General features: G+C 43.2%; 17 protein-coding genes. 4 read left to right on the top strand and 13 right to left on the bottom strand.

What is annotated here, in order from left to right:
* Window positions 1-210 precede the first annotated feature (210 nt).
* The 5 genes from PQ511_RS07870 to PQ511_RS07850 form a co-directional block, all read right to left on the bottom strand.
* On the bottom strand, window positions 211-3,594 hold the full coding sequence (locus PQ511_RS07870; protein WP_273851352.1) for a hypothetical protein: 3,384 nt from the start codon (window positions 3,592-3,594) through the stop codon (window positions 211-213).
* Window positions 3,595-3,762: 168 nt separating this feature from the next.
* On the bottom strand, window positions 3,763-5,526 hold the full coding sequence (locus PQ511_RS07865) for an ABC transporter ATP-binding protein (protein WP_273851351.1): 1,764 nt from the start codon (window positions 5,524-5,526) through the stop codon (window positions 3,763-3,765).
* Complete coding sequence (locus PQ511_RS07860; protein WP_273851350.1) at window positions 5,501-7,237, bottom strand: ABC transporter ATP-binding protein; 1,737 nt, start codon at window positions 7,235-7,237, stop codon at window positions 5,501-5,503. The genes PQ511_RS07865 and PQ511_RS07860 overlap by 26 nt, the downstream gene beginning before the upstream one ends.
* Before the next feature lie 171 nt (window positions 7,238-7,408).
* Entirely contained in the window at window positions 7,409-8,371 is a 963-nt protein-coding gene (gene manA / locus PQ511_RS07855) for a mannose-6-phosphate isomerase, class I (RefSeq protein WP_273851349.1), read from the bottom strand.
* A gap of 11 nt (window positions 8,372-8,382) precedes the next feature.
* On the bottom strand, window positions 8,383-9,309 hold the full coding sequence (locus PQ511_RS07850) for an ROK family protein (protein ID WP_273851348.1): 927 nt from the start codon (window positions 9,307-9,309) through the stop codon (window positions 8,383-8,385).
* Between the two features lie 206 nt (window positions 9,310-9,515).
* Between PQ511_RS07850 and PQ511_RS07845 the strand changes: the two genes are divergently transcribed.
* Entirely contained in the window at window positions 9,516-10,106 is a 591-nt protein-coding gene (locus PQ511_RS07845) for a DUF5317 domain-containing protein (RefSeq protein WP_273851347.1), read from the top strand.
* Between the two features lie 180 nt (window positions 10,107-10,286).
* The gene (locus PQ511_RS07840; protein ID WP_273851346.1) at window positions 10,287-12,116 is read left to right on the top strand and encodes a bifunctional diguanylate cyclase/phosphohydrolase; all 1,830 of its coding nucleotides are present in this window, start codon (window positions 10,287-10,289) and stop codon (window positions 12,114-12,116) included.
* 30 nt (window positions 12,117-12,146) lie between these two features.
* Here the strand turns inward: PQ511_RS07840 and xylB are convergent, their stop codons facing one another.
* From xylB to PQ511_RS07825, 3 genes are all read right to left on the bottom strand, one after another.
* On the bottom strand, window positions 12,147-13,631 hold the full coding sequence (xylB, locus tag PQ511_RS07835; RefSeq protein ID WP_273851345.1) for a xylulokinase: 1,485 nt from the start codon (window positions 13,629-13,631) through the stop codon (window positions 12,147-12,149).
* A 54-nt stretch (window positions 13,632-13,685) separates the two neighbouring features.
* The gene (locus PQ511_RS07830) at window positions 13,686-13,985 is read right to left on the bottom strand and encodes a TIGR04104 family putative zinc finger protein (RefSeq protein ID WP_273851344.1); all 300 of its coding nucleotides are present in this window, start codon (window positions 13,983-13,985) and stop codon (window positions 13,686-13,688) included.
* A 95-nt stretch (window positions 13,986-14,080) separates the two neighbouring features.
* Window positions 14,081-14,707, bottom strand: a complete 627-nt coding sequence (locus tag PQ511_RS07825) for a pyroglutamyl-peptidase I (RefSeq protein ID WP_273851343.1) — start codon at window positions 14,705-14,707, stop codon at window positions 14,081-14,083.
* Window positions 14,708-14,931: 224 nt separating this feature from the next.
* On the opposite strand from PQ511_RS07825, the gene PQ511_RS07820 reads away from it, so the two are divergent.
* Window positions 14,932-16,134, top strand: coding sequence for an iron-containing alcohol dehydrogenase (locus tag PQ511_RS07820; RefSeq protein WP_273851342.1), 1,203 nt, complete (start codon window positions 14,932-14,934; stop codon window positions 16,132-16,134).
* 97 nt (window positions 16,135-16,231) lie between these two features.
* Window positions 16,232-16,399 (top strand): hypothetical protein, encoded by a 168-nt coding sequence (locus tag PQ511_RS07815; RefSeq protein WP_273851341.1) that lies wholly within the window; start codon window positions 16,232-16,234, stop codon window positions 16,397-16,399.
* An 83-nt stretch (window positions 16,400-16,482) separates the two neighbouring features.
* On the opposite strand, the gene PQ511_RS07810 is transcribed toward PQ511_RS07815, so the two are convergent.
* The 5 genes from PQ511_RS07810 to PQ511_RS07790 form a co-directional block, all read right to left on the bottom strand.
* Window positions 16,483-17,391: an AEC family transporter gene (locus tag PQ511_RS07810; protein ID WP_273851340.1), complete on the bottom strand. Its 909-nt coding sequence runs from the start codon at window positions 17,389-17,391 to the stop codon at window positions 16,483-16,485.
* 85 nt (window positions 17,392-17,476) lie between these two features.
* Window positions 17,477-18,910 (bottom strand): aldehyde dehydrogenase family protein, encoded by a 1,434-nt coding sequence (locus tag PQ511_RS07805; protein WP_273851339.1) that lies wholly within the window; start codon window positions 18,908-18,910, stop codon window positions 17,477-17,479.
* 20 nt (window positions 18,911-18,930) lie between these two features.
* The gene (locus PQ511_RS07800; protein ID WP_273851338.1) at window positions 18,931-19,821 is read right to left on the bottom strand and encodes a class II fructose-bisphosphate aldolase; all 891 of its coding nucleotides are present in this window, start codon (window positions 19,819-19,821) and stop codon (window positions 18,931-18,933) included.
* Window positions 19,822-19,836: 15 nt separating this feature from the next.
* Window positions 19,837-20,559 (bottom strand): GntR family transcriptional regulator, encoded by a 723-nt coding sequence (locus tag PQ511_RS07795; RefSeq protein WP_273851337.1) that lies wholly within the window; start codon window positions 20,557-20,559, stop codon window positions 19,837-19,839.
* Window positions 20,549-21,712 (bottom strand): diphosphate--fructose-6-phosphate 1-phosphotransferase, encoded by a 1,164-nt coding sequence (locus PQ511_RS07790; RefSeq protein WP_273851336.1) that lies wholly within the window; start codon window positions 21,710-21,712, stop codon window positions 20,549-20,551. The genes PQ511_RS07795 and PQ511_RS07790 overlap by 11 nt, the downstream gene beginning before the upstream one ends.
* Window positions 21,713-21,719 lie beyond the last annotated feature (7 nt).

Here is a 21,719-nt window from a genome sequence, read left to right as displayed (position 1 = left end):
ATCTCCCCCCTTTGTGGGGTCCGGTTGGTCCCGGGGTCCGACCCGGGAAACGAACCTGACCCCTTCCACAGACACCTGTCCTCCCTGAGAGGACTTCTCTTATGTCATTATATATCGAACGCGCCATGCGGAATCAACTTGTTTTAGTTGGGTTTTAAAAAAGCTGTCCCTTGAACAGCAACCCCTGTTCAATCAGACAGCTTTTCTTTTTTAACGCCACTGCTTCCATTTTGCTAGAAGCTGTTGCTTCTTTACTTGTAATAATGTATTTCCTTCTTCGTCTTTATTCTGCTTCTGCCACTCGTAGAAGCTTGCGACAGAAATTAACGTGGCCCCCGCTATTAAGAGGTAAGCCCACCACGGCATGTTGCCCCAGTAAGGTCTTGTTTGCAATAGAAGATTTAAGAGAAGTACACTACATCCAATGAGAAAGTAAGACTTGATACGATAGAAAAATCCTGCCACAACAGATGCAAGAGAAAGCCCTCCTGCAATAAGCGCATCATAAATCGTATTACTCATAAGCGCATCGAATACAAGGATTGCTGCTACGATCAAAAGAACGCCCCATTCAATAATTTTCATGATTTGTCTATTTTGATCCCATGTCCGCTTGGATAAATAAATACTTAGCATAACCCAAGGCAATACATATACTTCTGTCACAATGTATTTGTTGATATCCAGATGATGAAGGAGCGTATAATACGGGACAAGGAGCGAGAGTGCCGCTCCCGTATTCACCACTTTTGCAGGAACGCCAACTGGCACTCTTTTTATTTGTAAAAGGAAAACAGCAACAATAAAGAGCGCCCTTAACTCATCCGCCCAAAGGGAGGCAAGTGTCAGGTCTTGATAAAGATTCAACACCAATAAAAAAGCAATGATGGCGTACCAATCGATATGCTTTTCATCCATCCGCTTTGCCCGAAGCGAATAGAGCGTATGATGAATCACATGTCCAGCTGTTAACAGAACCACAGCTGCTCCAACTGATACAATCGTTTTCACCTCAACAGTCTCAATTGGCAATAGAAAAATCATTGATTGAACAAACAAAAGGGGAACAACCGAGATCAGCTGCCATCGGGATTGATGAATCATGTATAGAACCAGCGCGGCATAAAAGAAACCAACGACTAACGGCACCCATTGAACTTCCTCATACATAGTGACAAAAGGAAAAAGGCCAACAACCGAAAACGGCACTGCATACCATTTAATCCGTTCTTTCCATGTCTCACTAAGAACGAACCACAAACCAAACATCACGACACTCGGTACAAATCCTGTATACGTATACACCTCATTGTGTGCTGCTAGCGCATCAAGGATGGCTATATAAAGAAAGGGGAGAAGCGTAAACGCCGCATATAAAAAAGTACGAACCTCCCACTCGCTTTTCCTCGTAAGGACAGAATACACATAAATGAAAAGTGCGACGACGTATAAAATAGGCTCGTTTCCTTGTTCGAAAACAGTATAAAGGAGAGCGGCCGGTAAAGAGACATGACCAAGATAGAAATAGGCACGCTGAATAACGATCTCTTTTTTGCCAAGCGTATCGGCAATCATAATTAGGAGAACTGCCCCTGGAATCCACTGGAACGTCCCTTGAATAGGAAAAGCTTCCGCAATGGAAAGATAGGTTCCTAGTGTAAAAAGACTTAGTAGTGGCCAGAGCGTCTCTTCCTTCGTACGATTGATAATAAGATAAAGCACCCCAACGCCACCGAGCAATAGTCCTGAACGAACAAACAATTCATCTACCGCCGTTGCTAGTAAGAGAAGTAACGATAGGCCGTAAAAGCTGACACCTGTCCAAAACGCCATTTCCTCTAATATTCGTGCCCCTTTTTTCCGCCAAAACGAATGGAGTCCGATGCTCAGAATCGCTACGATTGCTATATGAAACGGTGCGCCAAAAGCACTTTCATAAAAATCGTTTCTGGCAAATGGAGGATAGAGCACAAGTATGGCTATCCCCCATGTGATCGGATTGAGCAACGCTCCAGTAGAGCGAAGCCACTTCCACTTCCCTTTTTGATAGATTGATAGATGCACAAAGCCAAGTACCAGCAATAAGCTACTTTCCAGCCACCACCGACCACTGACGAGTCCAAGTAAAAGCGATAAGAGAATGGGTCCAAACGAAATAGCGAGTGCCCCTGTCTTCATTCTTTTTGTGACCTTCCACTTATTCCAGTAGAAGCCAGCTGCATAAATAACGAGCCCAGTTGCAAACATGTGAACCATCATCGTTTCCATTGAGGGTTCTGTATATAACAAACTCATTGAATAAAGGCCAGCTGCAGTAAGAAAAAATGGTGCTAAAAATCCAAAGAGTCGGTAACGGGTTATATTTGCGAGAGCGAGATAGTTGATGCTAATCATCACATAACCAAGCACAAGTAGCCATGTCGGATCATCACGTAAGATCAATCCTTTATACGTAATAAAGAGAAAGGCGCAGAGCGATACGGCACCACTTGTCAGCTGAAACGCTTTTTTCATATATGGGTTTTGAAGACGGTCTACTGACTGTAGTCCTATAAAAACAAACCCTATAAGCGCATACAGCATAACGTCTGCCGACTCAAGAACAGAATGCTCGATGAGCTGATAGATTCCATATACGAGCAGGAAAGTAAACACAAAATGATATTCTTTTTGTTTTCCAATATAGATCATCGCAAGGTATAGAAATGCCGTTACGATCACATTAAAGCTATAAAAAACTTCACTTTCGTAGAAAAAAAGAAGTAGCAAGGTTGAGAGAATCAGATTGCCTTGCGCATAAATCGGAAGTTCTTTTGTAAAAAGAGCGAGATACCAAACCTTCTTTGCACGCGTATAAATTAGCAACAGCATGGCATTAAAGATCACGATTCCTAGATAAAAAAGGTCCACAGTTGGATGAAACACTTGAATAAAAAAAGCTGCACCGATGCTTAACGTGACAAATGAAAACCATACAAATAAACGTGATTGTTGACGCTTAGCTTGGATGAAATAAAGTGGTAAACAAATCATAACACCAATCAAGCCAAGAACTTCATTCCCCTCCCCACGGACGGATAGCCATTCACCAAAGAGCTGAAAGTATCCTGCTGAAAAAACGACGATCGGGAGAAAAAGACTGCCGAGAACTAAAAAAGAAAAAGCGGTTTTTTCGATTCGTAGCTTATGCCCGCTTAGCCAGCTAATCCCAAAGAAAACCGCCGCAATTCCTCCTATAAGAGCCGTCTTCATAATTGACGTCATCACATCCCACGTACTTGTCGCGAGCACAAGTGCGCCAAGCAACAGAAACACAACGCCAATAATTAAGATCCACGTTAAATTTCGATCCCTAAGCTCTTGTGTTGATTTAACTTTCTTCTCCTTCACTGGCGCAGGCTTAAGGGGGACTCTTTCTGTTGGAGTAACTGCTTGCTCGATCTCTTCCATTGCTTCAACCATTTCAACAGAAGGATGAATCATTTTGTCATAAGCGTTAGACACGAGTTCGTATGTTTGAAAGGTTATGTAATCTTTTTGCCTCAGCCGCTTTAACTCAAGAAGAAACACTTCTTCCCTTTCTTGCTCATTCACGTTTTCCACCCCCAGTGATTAACAACATTTTCCTATTGAAGCCATGGTCTTAGTTTACTCATACTCGTTTACACCTTGCAATATGATTTCTACGTTCTTTTGTTTCTACGCAAAAAAGCGATTGTCCGCCTGTGGTGGACAATCGCCTTGTTTTGTCTTTTGAGGGGGTCAGGTTCCGACCTGACCCCACAAGTAACCTTTTTGTTCTAACAATTCTTCATGCGTACCTTTTTCGATAATCTTTCCTTGATCGAGTGCAATAATTTGATCAGCACGTTGAATGGTATTCAAACGATGCGCGATAATGAAGCTTGTTCGTCCTTCCATTAACGCCCATAGTGCTTTTTGTATTTGAATTTCTGTTCGTGTATCAATGCTGCTCGTTGCTTCATCCAGAATCAAAATCGCAGGATCAGCAAGGACCGCTCTTGCGATTGAAAGAAGCTGTCTTTGACCGTGACTAATGCCACCGCCGTCCTGATTCAGTACAGTATCATATCCTTCTGATAATCGTGTAATAAACGTGTGCGCGTTTGCTACTCGCGCCGCTTCCTCTACTTCTTCATCGCTCGCGTGTAGCCGACCATAGCGAATGTTTTCGCGAACGGTTCCATTAAATAAGAAAGTGTCCTGTAGAACAAACCCCATGTTTTGCCGCAAACTTTCCCTTTTCACTTTGGTCACATCGTGATCATCGACTTCAATTTTGCCCCCATTGAGTTCGTAAAATCGCATGAGGAGATTCACGATCGTTGTTTTTCCTGCTCCGGTTGGTCCAATAATCGCAACAGATTCACCAGGTTTCGCCTCAAAAGAAACATCCGTAAGCGTCGAACCGTCCTTCTCATAACCAAATGAAACGTTCTGAAACGTTACTTTCCCTTTTACCTGCTGGAGTACCACCGCGTCTCTCACATCAGGATGCTCTTCTTTCTCATCAAGGATATTAAAAACGCGTTCCGCACCAGCAACAGCCGATAGAATTGTATTAAACTGATTGGCCAGGTCATTCAGCGGTCGAGTAAAAAGTCGCGAGTATTGAATAAACGCCACTATGACACCGATTGATACAAAACCATTAAGCGAAAGCAAGCCACCTGCAGCTGCAATAAGTAAGAAGCTAAGGTTATTTAAGACGTTCATGAGTTTTGGGATAAAACCTGAATAGGTCATCGCCCAGAATCCTGACGTTCGTAGCGCTTCGTTTTTTTCATCCAATTCTTTTAACACACGTTTTTCTTGAGAAAAAGACTTGATAATTTGTTGTCCTGACAGCGTTTCTTCAATTACGCTATTCATTTCACCAAGGTTTCGCTGCTGCTCTTTAAAATAATGTCCCGTTCGTTTCGTAATCCATTTCATACCTAGAAACATTAAAGGAATAATCGTGAACGTAATGACCGTTAAAAGCGGACTTAACCACAGCATCAGTGCCACAGTACCTATCAAAGTAAGGACACTTGAAAAAATCTGGATGACAGAACTATTTAACGTACGGCTGACATTTTCAATATCGTTTGTTAACCGACTCATTAATTCACCGTGGGTTTTCTTATCAAAAAAGGGAATCGGCAGACGATGAAGATGATGAAACAAATCTTTCCTCATCCGATAAACTGTTTTCTGTGCAATGCCGATCATCCAAAAATTTTGAAAAAAGGTGGCTGCTGATTGCAGCACATAAACGGCGATAAGCAGACCTAGAATCAGTGGCAAGCCGTCCAGCTTTCCTGGCACGAGATAGTTATCAATTGCCACACTCGTTAAATACGGTCCAAGTAGACTGAACCCAGAACTAAAAACAACCATCACAATAACGAGAAGAAGCCAGCCTTTTTGGATGGATAGATATCTCCAAATTCGGCCAACCGTTCCTTTAAAATCGTCAGGACGTTTCCTCTGCTGTTTAAAGCGTTTTTTGTTTGAGTTCATTGGCGGCCTCCTCTCCGTATTGAGAAATGTAAATTTCTCGATAAACCGCACTTCTTTCAAGAAGCTGATCATGGGTCCCTTCCCCAATAATGGCCCCATCATCGAGTAAAAGAATCTTATCGGCTTCTTTTATTGAACTGATTTTCTGTGCAATTAATAAAATCATGCTTTCTTGATCCTTTAATGCTTTTTGGAGTTCAGCCTCTGTATGAAGATCAAGGGCACTCGTACTATCATCTAGAATTAAAATTTCAGGATTTCGAATGAGAGCTCGGGCAATGGATAACCGCTGTTTTTGACCACCCGAAAGGTTAATACCTTTTTGTCCTAGAACCGTATCATACTGATTGGGGAGCGTCAGAATAAAAGAATGAATCTGAGCTGCTTTAGCTGCATGCTCCACTTCTTCAAAGCTCGCATCCTCTTTTCCCCAACGAATATTATCGCCAATGGTGCCACTAAAAAGAACCACTTCCTGAGGAACAACGCCGATGCGAGTCCTTAATTCATCGAGATGAATGGCCGTCTCGTTAAGTCCATTGAACATAACGTTTCCTTCTGTCGGTTCATACAACCTTGGAATCAGCTGAATCATCGAAGATTTTCCCGATCCTGTCGCCCCCATGACCCCAATAAGCTGCCCTTTTTCTACTGTGAAATTAAGATCTTTAAGAACCTCATCTTCTGAACCCGGATAGTGGAAACTTACATGTTGAAATTCTAGCTTTTCAAATGCGGCTGGCTTAACGCCTGATTCATTTTCAACATAGGTTTCTGTCTCCAATACTTCCTTCATCCGATGGGCAGAAGCTCTTGCTCTTGATAGAAGCATAAGGATAAACGAAAACATCGTCAGCGCCACTGTAATCCGCGTACAATATGTAATGATGGCTGAAATTTCACCAACTTGTGCAGTGCCAGCCACAACTTTTACACCGCCAAACCAAATGACAGCCACAATGGCAATATTCATTAGAATCAAGAGTACCGGCGTAGCGAGTTCAATTAAACGTAGGGATGTAACGGTTTGACTCATTAAATTTTCATTCACCTTTTTAAATCTTTGCTGCTCGTGCTTACTTCTCAGGTAGGCTTTAATTAGTCTAACGCCAACTAAGTTCTCTCTCATGACGCCGTTAACTCGGTCTAGCTTCTCTTGAACGGAGCTGAAAAGCGGAACGCCTTTTTTCATCACAAAATAAAGAAAGACAATGACAAGTGGAATGGCAGCGGTTAATAGGAGAGCAAGTTGTACATCGACAACAAAAGCCATGACGACGCCACCAACGACAAGCAAGGGAGCTCGAACCATAATCCGTAGGCCCATAAAAACGACGAGCTGGACCTGATTCACATCGTTCGTCAGTCTTGTTAATAGCGAAGATGTTGGAAAACGATTAAAATCGGCAAAAGCAAACGATTGTACTTTTTCAAACAGAGCTTTTCGCAAATCAAATCCAAAATGCTGACTAGCATAGGATGCGAGATACGTGTTCACAATCGAAGCGACAAACGAAATAACCGTTAGAACAATCATCCAGATGCCCAATTCTGTAATCACGCTGAGGTTTTCTTTTGCAATGCCATTATCAATAATATCTGCCATAAATAACGGAAGCCATAGTTCTACGGCTAATTCCACAAGCATTAAAAGGGCTGCTATGATCGCCGCCACTTTGTAAGGTTTTATAAAAGCTAATACGTTTCGCATGGCGCCCTCCCTCATCATACGGTCTTTTTCTTATTTACATATTATACAGGATATTTAGGGGCTCGAACAAAAATGAGCTTTTTCATTCAAGAACTTCTAAAAAGTTCCTTTGGATTTATGTGCGCCTCATCCAACCTAAAAAGCCAGCTCACATTCTGAGCTGGCTTTCATCTAGGCTTTATTACTTTTAGAAACGACCATTTCAAGATCGCCTTCTAACTTACAGTCTTTCATTGTAGCGGGAATGATGAGATGGTCGCCTTGCTGAACAGCTTGAGAAGATTCTCCTGATAGGATCACGCCTTCACCGCTAAGCACACTTACAAGCAAATACGGGTGATCTACCGGAAGTGAGTACGCGCCATCAAGCTCCCATTTGTAAACAGTGAAATATTCAGACGACACAAGCCGAACCTGCTTTAATCCCTCTTCTTCTGTTACGACAGGTGAAAACGGCGGATCTTCATGGGGAATCGTCGACACGTCAATCGAACGTTCAATATGAAGCTCTCGTGTATTTCCATTCGCGTCTGTTCGATCATAATCATACACGCGGTACGTTGTATCTGAACTTTGCTGTGTTTCAAGAATCATCGTTCCTGCACCGATCGCATGGATGGTTCCGCTTGGTACGAAATAAAACTCCCCAGGTTCGATCGGTATACGGCGAAGCAGGTTATCCCAGTCCCCGGTCGCAATCATCTCTTTAAAAGATTCTTTTGACTGAGCGTGATGCCCAAAAATGAGTTCGGAGCCTGGATCACAATCAATGATATACCAACATTCGGTTTTTCCGTAAGCCTCTCCCTCTACTTCTCTCGCATACGAATCATCTGGGTGAACCTGAACTGAAAGATCCTGCTCAGCATCAAGAATTTTCACTAAAAGTGGAAAGTGCTCACCACCTTCGTGACCAAATAGTTCACGATGACTTTCCCATACTTCATTTAATTTCCTTCCAGCAAGCGGACCATTCCGGACTTCACTTGCACCATTCTGGTGTGCAGAAATCCCCCAGCATTCGCCAGTCGTTTCAGTTGGAATCGTGTAGCCAAAAACATCTCTCAGCTTCGTACCCCCCCAAAGACGATCCTTAAATTCAGGTGTTAGAAAAAGTGGTTCGTGTTGATACATTTGAATTCCTCCTACTCTTTTTTCAGCTTTTCGTCTTCAAATTTCTGACGCCCATGCATCGCTGCCCCAATAATGCCAGCTTTATCATGGAGCTGAACGGGTTCGATTGCGACTTTCCCACGAAGTCCCTCATACACATAGGTATCGACCTTTTTTCGTAACATCGGTAAAATCATTTCTCTTGACTGCATCACGCCACCACCGAGAATAAAGACAGACGGATCAACCGTATGAACGAGATTGGCGATTCCGATTGCAAGCGCGTCTACCGCTTCTTCAATAATCGCTACTGCTTCTTCGTTTTCTTCTTCGGCAAGTTGAAATACTTCTTCTGCGCCAATTGTTTTGCCAAGTCGTGCCTTACCTTCCCGTGCAATTGACGTACCCGAAGCAAGTGCTTCAAGAGAACCTGCATTCATATTCGCATGTTTCTGGCCACCTGGTTGGATAATCATGTTGCCAATCTCAGCACTATAGCCATGTTCTCCTTGCATGAGGCGATTATTATGGACATAGCCTCCGCCAACGCCTGTGCTAACTGTTATGTAAAACGAGCTTTCTCGATCCCTTCCCCCTCCGTATAAGGCTTCACCTAACGCAGCTGCATCAGCATCATTCACGAGATACGTTGGAATACCGATTGCTTCTTCAATTAGCGAGGTGATTGGGACATCTTTCCATCCAGGGAGATTAGGTGGAGATACCACGATTCCATCAAATGGATTCAGAGGACCTGGTGTACCAATCCCAATGGAAACCGCAGAATATGCTTTTTTCACTTCTTTTATTAAATTGGTCATTCGCTCAATAATCGATTCGTAGCCCTGTTCGGCTTCTGTCGCTATTTGTTTTACTTGCAGTATGCGTCCGTTCCCATCGACAATCCCAACACGAAGGTTTGTCCCACCTAGGTCTACTCCGATATACACGTTTTCCATAACTCTACCTCCCTATCATTCTTTACATATATCCTATCACGAATCCTTAAATTAAAAGGAGCTAAAAGAGTTGATCGATTGTCCAGCTTTTCTATGAAAGGACAAGTAAACAGTAAAACGATTATTGTCATTTTTAAGAAAATTCTTCCTAATCGTCCACCCCTCTGCTAAACTAATAATAAAATGACACAAATCGGGTGACTTCAATGGTTTTTGACGGCATTTTATTAGCAATTCTTGTCGGGTACTTGAGAAAAGGAAGTTTAAAAGGCTTTGCTTACCTCTCATTTCGAGCTGGATGGATTTTTCCACTGCTACTTGTCATTGAGGTACTTATCTTTTCCTTTCAATCCACCTACGCTTGGATTGGGAAACTAAGCGCACCACTCTTTATGCTGATTTACATCATCGGACTAGCCTTTCTTTGGTTAAATCGAAAAATGAACATTGGGATTATGATTCTTTTCATCGGTGTTCTATTAAATTTCATCGTCATGGCTCTAAACGGAGGAAGAATGCCTGTATCTCTTGAAGCAGCAAACATTCTTGATCCAGCTTATGCAGAAGCCATTAAGAATGGTCTATACGGCAAGCATGCCGTACTCGCCGAAGGTACTGCCTTCTGGTTCCTTGGCGACGTCATTCCAATTACGGACCCTTATCCAAAGGATCAAGTCATTAGTATTGGTGACATTATTATGAATATCGGTATTTTCATTTTCATCCAGCGCGTAATGGTTAAGACCAAACATCCAGAAAACCTCATCCAAACGCCAGCGCCTCAAAAAGGAACTTGAAAGGAGGTGGACATTGATGGAACGGAAAGAGGGAATTAAGCTAACAGGCATTCTTATGAATATTGCTATTATTACTACTGCTGTTATTGCACTAACTTCTGGATTTAAATTGGTTTAATCACAAAGGAGAGGCACTGCTTCTCCTAAAAAAAACTAATTTTAAATGAGAGTGATCGAGACATGAAGGGCATCTTTCAGAAATTCACTAATGTGGTAAGTGTATACCTTGCACTCACAACAATCGCAGGAAGTTCTCTTTTCCTTACTCAGTACTTACTGACATTGCATCAAATTAACTGGAGTCTGGCCTTCACGTTCGTAGCGGCAATCTTGTTATTGAATCATTATACAATTCTATTGCCACCAAGCGGCAACTCGCTTTCAATGGATTCAGCGATTTATCTGGCAGTCCTATTTGTATTTGATCTCCATATGACGCTAACCCTTTTGCTTATAACCTCGATCATCTATGCTCTATATAATAAAAAAGTTGTCTGGTGGAAACACCTATTTAACTTTGCGATCTATAGCATTATGATCATCGGTGCATATGAAGTGTTTATTCTCACCGGTGGTACAATCGGCGCGCTATCGTTCTTAAACGTCGCCTCTTATATGCTTTCTCTAATGATTTACTTTAGTTTAAATGTACTCTTAATAGGCGTTTTCTTTCTTTTATCCGCGACTGAAAACTTAGTTCAGATCGTTCAAGGCATGTTGAAAGAGACGATATCAAGTTATTTCATTACGCTTGTTCTTTCTTTAATTCTCGTTTTACTAATGCAACAACAGATTATTTTAGGCATGCTCTTGTTTTTATCCGTTGCCGTCTTACTGTCGATTTCTTTTAAACAGTATTTCGAACTCTATCAAGAAGTTGCACAAAAAGCAGACATCGATCATCTCACTGAGCTATACAATCACGGCTATTTTAAATCGCTTTTAGAAGACGAAATAAAAACGGCAAAAACAACAGGACATCCTCTGTCAATCGGGTTAATCGATCTTGACGACTTCAAAAAATACAACGATCAGCACGGTCATTTACAAGGGGATAAGCTGCTCAAACACTTCGGCGCAGAACTGAAAAGAAAAGGGCAAGACGTGTATACAGCTGCTCGCTACGGAGGAGAAGAATTCGCACTATTAATGCCCGGGAAAACGGAACAAGAAGCCTATCACATCATCAACCACTTCCGAAAAGAAGTAAACGACCATTATTTTGAGGGTGTCGAAGTTCTTCCGCACGGTTGTTTATCATTCTCAGCAGGCGTTATTCAGTACAATCGGGATATGTATGATTCATCAGAGGTACTCGAAAAAGCCGATCAAGCGATGTATTTTGCTAAAACAAAAGGCAAGAACTATGTTTGTGTTTATGACGCCAATCAAGTACCTTCCAAAACATTTTACAACCATAAAGAAATGGAACTGTTAGAGCAGCAACTAAAACTCTTTCTCTCTAAAGACGTTTATACGTATAAACACAGCAAGAGAGTTCATGAGTATGCGATTGAGTTTAGCCATAAATTAAACTTACATGCGAATGATCAGAAAACGCTTGTGATGGGGGCATTGATACACGATATCGGGAAACTTGAAATCCCCCGTGAAGTGATTAACAAAAAGGGCAAACTGACGAAAGATGAATGGGAAATGGTTCAAAAGCATGTCACCTGGGGCAGAGAAATTGTATCAACCAATCGCGAACTCCACGACCTTCTTCCGCTCGTCGAACTTCACCATGAACGATATGACGGGAAAGGCTATCCATATGGATTAAGCGGTGAAGAGCTTCCAAAGCTTGTACGCATGTTAACGATTATCGATTCGTTTGATGCCATGACAACGGAACGACCCTACCAAAAAACCAAATCAATCAGTGAAGCGATCCAGGAGCTAGAAGCATGTGCCGGCACACAATTTGATCCAGAACTCGTTCATGCGTTCGTTACCCTAATTAAAGAAAACCCAGCGTTAAACGACAACCCGATTCAAATCTCGATGTAAAGAAGCGACTGCCTCCGCATTCGCTTCTTTTTAATGTCGGTATGAAGTTAATTTTTCACTTAACTCCTTCGTATTTGTATAAACCGATTGATAGATTGGAAACAGTTTACGATACGCCTCCACCCTCTCCTTATTCGGAGTAAATCGTTCTTTCTCTTTTAAGAATCTCTCACTACAAGACTCGAGAGATGGAAACCAACCGCATCCATAAGCTGCGAGCAAAGCAGCTCCAAGGGCAGGGCCTTCCTCCGTCTCATATTTAATAATGGTCGCATTAAATATATCTGCTTGCATTTGAAGCCAGGCTCTATTTTTAGCACCACCACCAATAGAAACAATTTCATCGATGCGTTTTCCAGTGTCTCGAAACTTCACAATCGATTCATGCAATGAAAACGTGATGCCTTCTAATACAGCTTTTACAAAATGGTCTCGCGTATGGGACGTATCCATTCCAATAAAACTTCCGCGTATTGTAGCATCAGCATGCGGCGTTCGCTCTCCCGCTAAATACGGGGTAAACAATAGCCCGTTCGCACCAGGTGGAATGTCATCAATAGAAGAAAGTAACTCTTCAAACGAGACATCTTCAGCAAACTGTTCACGGAACCAGCTTAAGCTTTGTCCGGCAGAAAGCGTAACCCCCATTGTATAGTAAGCATTTGGTTGACTATGATTAAAATAGTGAATGTTCCCTTCGAATTGTAACTCTGCTCGTTCCTCATAAGACAAAACCACACCAGAAGTGCCAATACTACATAGGGTTCGCCCGGTTTTTAATATCCCCGCTCCCACTGCGCCACACGCATTATCTGCTCCTCCTGCATACATGTTTACGCCCTCGAGTCCCAAAACAAGACCTTCCTTCATTTTACCAGTCCGCTCTGAAGATTCGACTAATGGGGGGCAAAGTGAAAGGTTGATTCCCGTTTTCTCAGCCACTTCCTTACTCCACGCTTTTTCACGTATGTTTAAAAGGAGCGTACCAGCTGCATCTGAGTAGTCCATATGTAGGTCACCTGTTAATTTGAAGCGCACATAATCTTTTGGCAATAGAAAAACGTCCGCTTTCTTATAAATATCAGGTTCATTTTCCTTCACCCATAATATTTTTGAAAGAGTCATGCCTTCTAAAGATGGGTTTTTCGTAATCTCATAGAGTCTCTTTTCTCCGACTCGTTCTTCAATTGCTCGACACTGTTTCGTTGAGCGCGTATCATTCCATAAAATCGCTCGGCGAAGTGGCTGCTTTTTTGCATCAAGTAAGACGAGCCCGTGCATTTGCCCTGAAAAGCTAATGCCTTCAACCTTAGAAGAGGGAAGCTGAGACATCAAATCTTGAAGTGCATCAATCGTCTCATTAACCCAGTCTTCAGGATCTTGTTCACTATAGCCAAACTTCGGATGATAGAGTGGATAGCTTCTGGAAGATTCAGCGCATATTTGTCCCTTTTGATCTGTTGCAATCACTTTCACTGCGCTTGTTCCGAGATCAATTCCAATTACATAACTCAAATGAAGGAGCTCCTTTCCATTCAAATTTATAGAAATATGTAGGTGACGAGTCAATTACCACATCGGCTCGTCACAGTTAGTAACATGATAAAAGAATGGTAGAACACTGATTGTCACAACTGCCATTGCAAGCTCAACAGGCAATATAACGGAAAGCGAAACGTCAAATGCTAGCATCGGTATCCAGAGTATCGCCACTACACTTGGAAAAACAGCCAGGTTATTCCGAGTCCTACGAGTAGGGTACTGTTTACTTCCACAATACGGACAGCAATCGTATTTTCTAACATTAACAACGGCGTGAAAGGTTTCCTTCCATGTCCATTTAGTTTGACATTGCTGACAGATAGCCATTTTTGATCCCCTCCTACTCTTTATACGAGTAGCACTTATAATGGGTTTCAAAATGAAAAAAAGCTGACCAAATGGGCTCAGCTTTTAGGATACGATTATTCTTGTGCGTTTCCTTCTAAATCGGAAAGTGTATGAATCATAATCTTAATCGCATCCCGAATACTCGTAAATGGAAAGCCAGTATGTGCTGAATGATGAAGCGTCATCTCAAACGTTGGCGGCACATGAACGAATCCTGCAGGAATCGATAGGTCTCTTTGCTCAAGAGCATAAAGGACGCTATACATGACGTTATTGCAGAGGTAGGTTCCAGCCGTATTGGATATTTCTGCAGGAATGCCATTCTCCATAAGCGCATCCGTCATTTTTTTAACAGGCAGTGTGGAAAAATAAGCCGCAGGTCCTCCTTCAATAATTGGTTGGTCTTCAGGGGCATGTCCCGCGTTATCTTCAGGACTGTCATTCACGTTAATCGCAATGCGCTCTGGCGTTATTTTTGTGCGATCGGCAGCGAGTCCAAGCATGATGACAGCAAAGGGCTCACACTGTTCAACGTATCCAATTAGCATTTCTGCCGCTCGTTCGTAATCAACAGGCAACACCCTCGAAATAATTTCAAACCCACCAATCGTCTCTTCATCCAGTTCCATGACAATCTGCTCAGTTGGATTATGACGATGCTCAAGAAAAGGTTCAAATCCAGTTAACAATAAAGGCTTCACTCCACTCTCTCCTTTCGCTTTAAACGAGTCATGATGAAGATACAAATCTTCTACATTACCTTTCTATAACCTTATTTCATAAATTTTAACCTAGAAATATTAGTAAAATTTTACCACGATAGTCTTCTATTGAGATGTTCTTCACGTTCTAATTGAAGGGGTTTCTTTTTTAATCACGAACTTTGTCGTATAGAGCTTATCTAACCAAAAGGAGGCAACACCGTATGTCTTTTTCCATACTTGTTTTCACGCCACTCAGCTACACAGGTTGGGGTTCCCTAGAACAGCTTTTACCTGAAGTGGAGAAGCACTCGCCCCAGCGTATCCTAGTTGTTACTGACCCTGTTTTAGAAGAAATCGGTCTCGTTGACCGAGTTCGAGTACCGCTAGAAGAGACTGGATATACAGTCGACGTTTATACTGCTATTGTTCCAGAACCGCCGCTCGCCATTGGTGAGAAGCTCGTCAATTACACGAGAGAAAATGAGTATGATCTCGTGATTGGCCTAGGCGGAGGGAGTGCATTAGATCTCGCCAAATTAACGGCCGTTCTATCTACACATGAAGGTCCGGTTAGTGATTATCTCAATTTATCAGGAAGCCGAGAGATTTCAGAAAAAGGTCTCCCCAAAATACTAATTCCGACAACAGCAGGGACTGGTTCTGAAGTCACCAACATTGTAGTGCTTTCTCTTGAAAGCTCAAAAGATGTCGTTACGCACGACTATCTTCTCGCCGATGCCGCCATTGTTGATCCAGAACTAACCATTTCCGTTCCAGCAAAGGTTACCGCAGCAACCGGTGTAGATGCACTTACCCATGCGATTGAAGCATATGTCTCAGTTAATGCGAGTCCGACGACGGATGGGCTTGCCTTACAAGCAATCCGGTTAATTAGCCGATCCATACGCCGTGCTGTTACAAATGGGGAAGACCAGGAAGCACGGATCGATATGAGCAACGGAAGCTATATCGCTGGTCTTGCCTTTTTTAATGCAGGAGTGGCCGGTGTCCATGCGCTTGCCTATCCACTTGGCGGTCAGTTTCATATAGCTCATGGAGATTCCAATGCAGTGTTGCTTCCTTATGTGATGGGATATATTCGAAAAAGCTGTACAAAGCGAATGGGAGATATCTTAAACGCGCTCGGAGGTAATTCTCAATTTCTTTCAGAAGAGGAAGCTTCCTATGAATGCGTTCGTCAATTAGAAAGGCTCGTTCAAGATGTCGGCATTCCGAGTACACTTGGCGGATTTAACATTCCAAGTTCTGCACTTGAATCTCTCACTGAAGACGGTCTGAAGCAAAAAAGACTTCTTGCCAGAAGCCCGCTTCCTCTTTATGAAGCCGATATTCGCGCGATCTATCAATCTGCATTCAATGGGAAAGTTGTAGAAGCGTCATTTGCCAATATTCAGCATCCATAAAATCAATCATGAAAGCCCGCTTATGTAGCGGGCTTTCATGATTGAACCCACTATTGTTAGGGAACATCACTTAAAACGGAAACGGGTGGTGTCATACTTGGGTTATTTCTTATTGCTTATTCTTTCTCTTGCGATCATGATCTTTCTTATAAGAGTTCCACTAACCGATCGCTTTCCTCCAGCGATTCGCAAAATGGGTGTGATCTTTCTTGCGTTCATCTCGCTTGTCTTTCTTGCCTTATTCATCGCTTCCTTGATAGGATGATCGAAAAGGCGACAGTGTCCGCTCTGGGTGGACACTGCCGCCTTTTTGTTTGTGAGGGGGGTCAGGTTCGAACCTGACCCCCTTCACACAAACGTCGTCGCTAAATAAATCACCACCGGCATCGTAGCTAAACTCGACACAGTAGAAACGAGCGTTGCGCTCGAAACGTTTTGAGGTTCCGTATGAAACTGAATTGCATACATCGTCGTATTGGCGGCCGTTGGAGTTGCGGCCATAATGATCATAATTTGCTTCGTTAATGGATCTACCGGCATGAGCAAAACAATTCCTGCCGCAATAAGCGGGGCAATCATTAATTTAAGCGATAGCGCTGTTGAGAGTTTACGCCAATCAATCGCCCGCAACCGAATATTGGCAAGCTGCATGCCGAGCGTCACCATAATAACAGGAATCGCTGCGTCCGCTATCAAATCCACACCATCACGGATCGTGCCAAGTGGAATATGCAACCATTGAAACAAAAGACCGACAATGGCACCGTAAACCATCGGCATTTTCCGAACCGCCCTAAGGGCCGCTTTAACCCCGTCGTGATCTGGACTTCCTTTTGCTGCATAGTAGACGCCAAGCGTGCTCATTAATAACTGCTGTAGCACCATTAACACAATCGCTGTTTCCATTCCAACCGTGCCGAATAGAAACAGGACAAGCGGTGTGCCATAATTTCCGTTATTCATAAAAGCACTCGATAAAACCAAACCGCACCGTTCAGATTCGGTATAGCCATATAATTTCGATAAGATGCTCACAAGTCCAATAAGCGCAAAGCACAATCCAAGCATATAAATCGATAAATACCCGTAGGACGAATCAATTTCTTGTTCATAGAACGTTCGAAAAACAAGAAGCGGTACGAGCACATATAACGCGAGATTCGAGAGCACTCTCGTCTCCAATTTTAAAAACCGCTGCGCTAGATACCCGACGCCAAATACGAAAAAGATCGGTAGCAATATGGTGATAATCGACATCTTCATTCTCCTTCAGCTTCTATAAGGGATAGCGTTCCATTACAGGATGAAAAGGGGGCCCGATTCATCGGCCCCCTTCTTTCTCTCATCCGTTAAAAACGATAATTTTTTCTTCCGTCATTTCTTCAATCGCATAGCGTGGACCTTCTTTGCCCGTTCCACTTTTCTTCACACCACCGTATGGCATATGATCTACGCGGTAGCCTGACGTATCATTGATGATGAGTCCACCTACATGTACCTCATTAATCGCCTTTAATGTAAAAGACAGGTCATTCGTGAAGAGTCCAGCTTGAAGACCATACTCTGAATCATTTACTCTCGCAATCACTTCATCTGTTGAACGATACGTGCTTACCGCTACGACCGGACCAAAGACTTCTTGACGACAGACCTTCATATCATCATTTACGTTCGTCAAAATCGTAGGTTGATAGAAAACACCATCTCGTTTTCCACCCGTTTCAACGACAGCTCCCTGCTCAACCGCTTCGTTCACCCAGCTCTCAACGCGAATCGCTTCACGTTCAGCAATCATCGGGCCGATATCAGTCGCCGCGTCCATTGGATCACCTAAAACAAGTCCTTCCGTTACTTCCTTCATTTTTGCAAGAAACGGCTCGTAAATATCTTCATGGACATAGACGCGTTGGACTGAAATACAAACTTGCCCTGCATTATTAAAACTTTTTTGCGCTGACTGCGTTGCTGCTGTTTCAACCTCGGCATCATGATGCACAATCGTTGCTGAATTGTTTCCTAGCTCTAACGCTACTTTTCGCAATCCAGCTTTTTCACGAATATGTTGCCCAACACGTGGACTTCCAGTGAAGGTAAACATGTTCACATCTTGATTCGAAAGAAGCCATTCACCTACCGTTGCTCCCTCTCCTGTAATCAGGTTCAAACGTCCTGCTGGAAGGCCCGCTTCTTCAAATATTTCCGTTAAAAGAATCGCACAAACCGGCGTCACTTCAGCTGGTTTTAACACAACGCTATTGCCAGCTGCAAGTGCAGGGCCAATTTTGTGGCACACAAGATTCAGTGGTACGTTAAATGGCGTGATCGCTGCAACAACTCCAATTGGAAAGCGTCTAGTATACGCCTGACGCTGTTCTGACCCAGGCGCAGCTTCAACCGGAATACCTTCGCCGTGAATTCGCTTTGCTTCTTCTGCCGAAACTTCTAATGTTAAAGCAGCACGACCTACTTCACCTTTACACTCCGCTAAAGGCTTTCCAACTTCCTTCGCAAGCACTTCTCCAAGCTCATCCTGACGAGATCGAAGTGTCGCGGCTGCCTTAATCAAAACCGTGTATCGATCGTAAGGTGAAAAAGGGGTTTTCAATGCTGTCTTAGCCGCTTGCACCGCATCGGTTACATCCTGTTCATCAGCTGTAGCTGTTTTCGCTGCTATTTCTTGGGTATATTTGTTTAGCACATCATCTGTTGCTGTTTTTTCTCGCCATTCCCCATTGATGAATATCCCATAAGTTCGTACTGAAGTTTGTGTAGACACGTTAACATCATCCCCCCCTTTTATAACGTTACGACCTTTTTACCTGACAAAAGTTCTTCTGCTTTCCCCTGACTACCAAATATGCGAATCTTTTCCTGAACTTTTTCTTTCATCCGTAAGCGACCGAGACCAAGTGAACTAGCGAGCACAATATCATCCGGATTTTCTGCAAAAGCTTCTTGAACGCCTCTCGTAAATGCCTGACGAAGCTCTGTGTCCACATTGATTTTCGCAATACCTAGTGAAATCGCTCTTTGCACCTGCTTATCCGGCACATCGGATCCGCCGTGTAGGACTACTGGACGCTTGACTGCATCAACAATTTCTTTTAATCGCTCGAAACGAAGGTTAGGCGTTTCTTTATAAATTCCGTGTGCTGTTCCGATCGATACGGCGAGGTAATCCACATCTGTTGCTTCTACGAAAGCGACGGCTTCTTCTGTCGTTGTAATCAGTGCATCCTTTTCATCAACCGTAATGTCATCTTCCGTGCCGCCGATTTTACCGATTTCTCCTTCAGATCCTATCCCAAGTGCTCTTGCAATATCGACCACTTTTTTCGTGGTTGCCGTGTTTTCTTCAAAAGATAAACCAGACCCATCAAACATGACGGATTGGAAGCCCATTTGCACAGCTTGCATCGTTTGCTCAAACTGACGGCTGTGGTCAAGATGAATCGCGACTGGAACATCAAACTTTCTTTCATACGTATCGATCAACCCTTTTAATGCTTCCATGCCCAAGGTTTGAATTACTTTCTGCCCCACTTGTATCATAATAGGTGCCTTTTCCTCTGCAGCTGCTTCAAAAATCGCTAGCACGGTTTCCGCATTATGTGCGCTAAATGCCCCTACCCCATATCCATTTTGAAAAGCATGATCCAGCATTGTTTTTCCGTTAATAAATGGCATCATCATTTCTCCCTTCTATCGTTTCAATTCAATATTGTAATGGTACTGATCACTTCGATATTTCGTTTTTGTATATTCGATTGGATGGTCATTCAATCCATAGCTGAGACGCGTCATTTCAAGTAACGCTTCACCCGGTCGGATCGCCAATGAATCTGCTTCATCAATCGTGGCGTTAATCGCGGCAATTCGCTCTTTTGCTTTGTTTAAATAAACCTGATAGTTTTCTAGAATTTCATAGTATTTTGCTTTATTTAAATCATGCTGCATAAGTATCTTTCCAATTGACTCTGGCCAGCACGTTCGTTCAAGGGCAACAGGCGTCTCATCCGCAAACCGTATGCGTTCAACGAGAAGAATCGGAGCTCCTTCAGCCACTTGAAGCATTTCACTTTCATGAAAAAGGTTTTCCTTAAATTCAGCTCGTATCAGTTTGGATGAAGGAACCTGCCCTTTTTCCATTACTTCTTCTGCAAAACCTTTTAACTGTCCAAGGTTACCTACCAATTGATGTGGCTTTACGATCGTGCCATGGCCCTGTTTCTTTTCAAGCAAACCATTTTGAACGAGAATCGCAATGGCCTGCCGAATCGTCGTCCGACTCACACCAAATTCCTTGATGAGCGCTTGCTCTGTTGGGATGATCGTATTGGGTTTCCAGGTTCCACTCTGAATGCGATCGATCAGAACATCTTTTATTTGAAGATAAAGCGCCTCTACGTTCTGATTAATCGACATACATTTCAGTCCTTTGTAATGGCGGTGGGTACGACCTAATATCTTCACCGATAAGCGGTTTTAGCCATTGATAATATGCTTTCTGATCTTCAATGAACACCTCAGGCATCACTCGTTCTCCAGCAGCCACCACTTTTCGAAGTTCAATCGGGGTCATCCTTACTGAATAGCGCTGGTGAGCATTTCGTTGGATGGAGACCATCACATTTGAAACCCCTTCACGAATCCATTCGCCTCCAACGCTCCCCACACGATAAGCTTCTTCTCGATCAACGTCGGAAACGACTTCAGAAAAACTTCGCTGATTCATGCCTAAAAGTTCAGCTCTTGTCATAACGCTTAACTCACTTTTTAAAAAGCCAGCTACCTCATTGGAAATCCCGCCAAGCACTGTTCTACCAGCGACGTTTCCTCTCGCTACTTGACCCGTCTTTCCAAAACAAACGCCTTCACTCACAACGACCGTGGCATACCCAAACCGATTCAATGCGCTGTTTACATTTTCAAGAAGCTTTTCTGCTTGAATTGGCCGCTCTGGAATACCAATAAAATGTGGCCCTTCTTCTTCATACTCCTTAAGAAGCCCAGATGCCGCAGCCAGCCACCCTGCATTTCTTCCCATTGTTTCAAGTACACGAACCTTTTCAAAATTCTGCATGGAGGCGAGGTCGCGGCTCATATCGCGCGTCGCCTGAGCGACATATCGAGCCGAACTTCCAAAGCCAGGGGCATGATCTGTACCACCGAGATCGTTATCCACCGTTTTGGGAAGTCCGATTACTTGAAGGGAAAAATTTTGCCTCTTCGCTTCCAATTCTACTTTCGCTAGCGCCTCCATCGTACCGTTACCACCGATAAAAACAAGCACATCAACTCCCTGCTCACGTAGCAAGCGCACACCTTTTTCAATATGCTCATCTGTCAGTGGAAACCGACCTGATCCAAGACACGCCCCAGGTACGTCTCGATGAAGATGAATGCGACTTAGCATCTCATCATCACCGTCTAAATACATACCATGCGCTAATCCTTCATAACCATTGTGTATAAAAAGCAGAGAATGATCGCGTTCGATCTCTTTCACAAACCCTGCGAGGGTAGCATTTATTACGGCCGTAGGTCCCCCGGCCTGACCAATAGCGACCTTTTTCATGCAACTG

This window comes from Guptibacillus spartinae, from assembly GCF_028610625.1.
GTDB classification, from domain to species: Bacteria; Bacillota; Bacilli; order Bacillales; family Guptibacillaceae; genus Guptibacillus; species Guptibacillus spartinae.
Note: the sequence above shows the minus strand (reverse complement) of the source record. Positions and strands in the feature narration are given on the sequence as shown.

Excerpts from the sequence above, each read along its gene's own strand:
- PQ511_RS07865 (WP_273851351.1), bottom strand. The coding sequence starts at position 5,526 with ATGAACTCAAACAAAAAACGCTTTAAACAGCAGAGGAAACGTCCTGAC.
- PQ511_RS07860 (WP_273851350.1), bottom strand. The coding sequence starts at position 7,237 with ATGCGAAACGTATTAGCTTTTATAAAACCTTACAAAGTGGCGGCGATC.
- manA (WP_273851349.1), bottom strand. The coding sequence starts at position 8,371 with ATGTATCAACACGAACCACTTTTTCTAACACCTGAATTTAAGGATCGT.
- PQ511_RS07850 (WP_273851348.1), bottom strand. The coding sequence starts at position 9,309 with ATGGAAAACGTGTATATCGGAGTAGACCTAGGTGGGACAAACCTTCGT.
- PQ511_RS07845 (WP_273851347.1), top strand. The coding sequence starts at position 9,516 with ATGGTTTTTGACGGCATTTTATTAGCAATTCTTGTCGGGTACTTGAGA.
- PQ511_RS07840 (WP_273851346.1), top strand. The coding sequence starts at position 10,287 with ATGAAGGGCATCTTTCAGAAATTCACTAATGTGGTAAGTGTATACCTT.
- PQ511_RS07830 (WP_273851344.1), bottom strand. The coding sequence starts at position 13,985 with ATGGCTATCTGTCAGCAATGTCAAACTAAATGGACATGGAAGGAAACC.
- PQ511_RS07820 (WP_273851342.1), top strand. The coding sequence starts at position 14,932 with ATGTCTTTTTCCATACTTGTTTTCACGCCACTCAGCTACACAGGTTGG.
- PQ511_RS07810 (WP_273851340.1), bottom strand. The coding sequence starts at position 17,391 with ATGTCGATTATCACCATATTGCTACCGATCTTTTTCGTATTTGGCGTC.
- PQ511_RS07800 (WP_273851338.1), bottom strand. The coding sequence starts at position 19,821 with ATGCCATTTATTAACGGAAAAACAATGCTGGATCATGCTTTTCAAAAT.
- PQ511_RS07795 (WP_273851337.1), bottom strand. The coding sequence starts at position 20,559 with ATGTCGATTAATCAGAACGTAGAGGCGCTTTATCTTCAAATAAAAGAT.
- PQ511_RS07790 (WP_273851336.1), bottom strand. The coding sequence starts at position 21,712 with ATGAAAAAGGTCGCTATTGGTCAGGCCGGGGGACCTACGGCCGTAATA.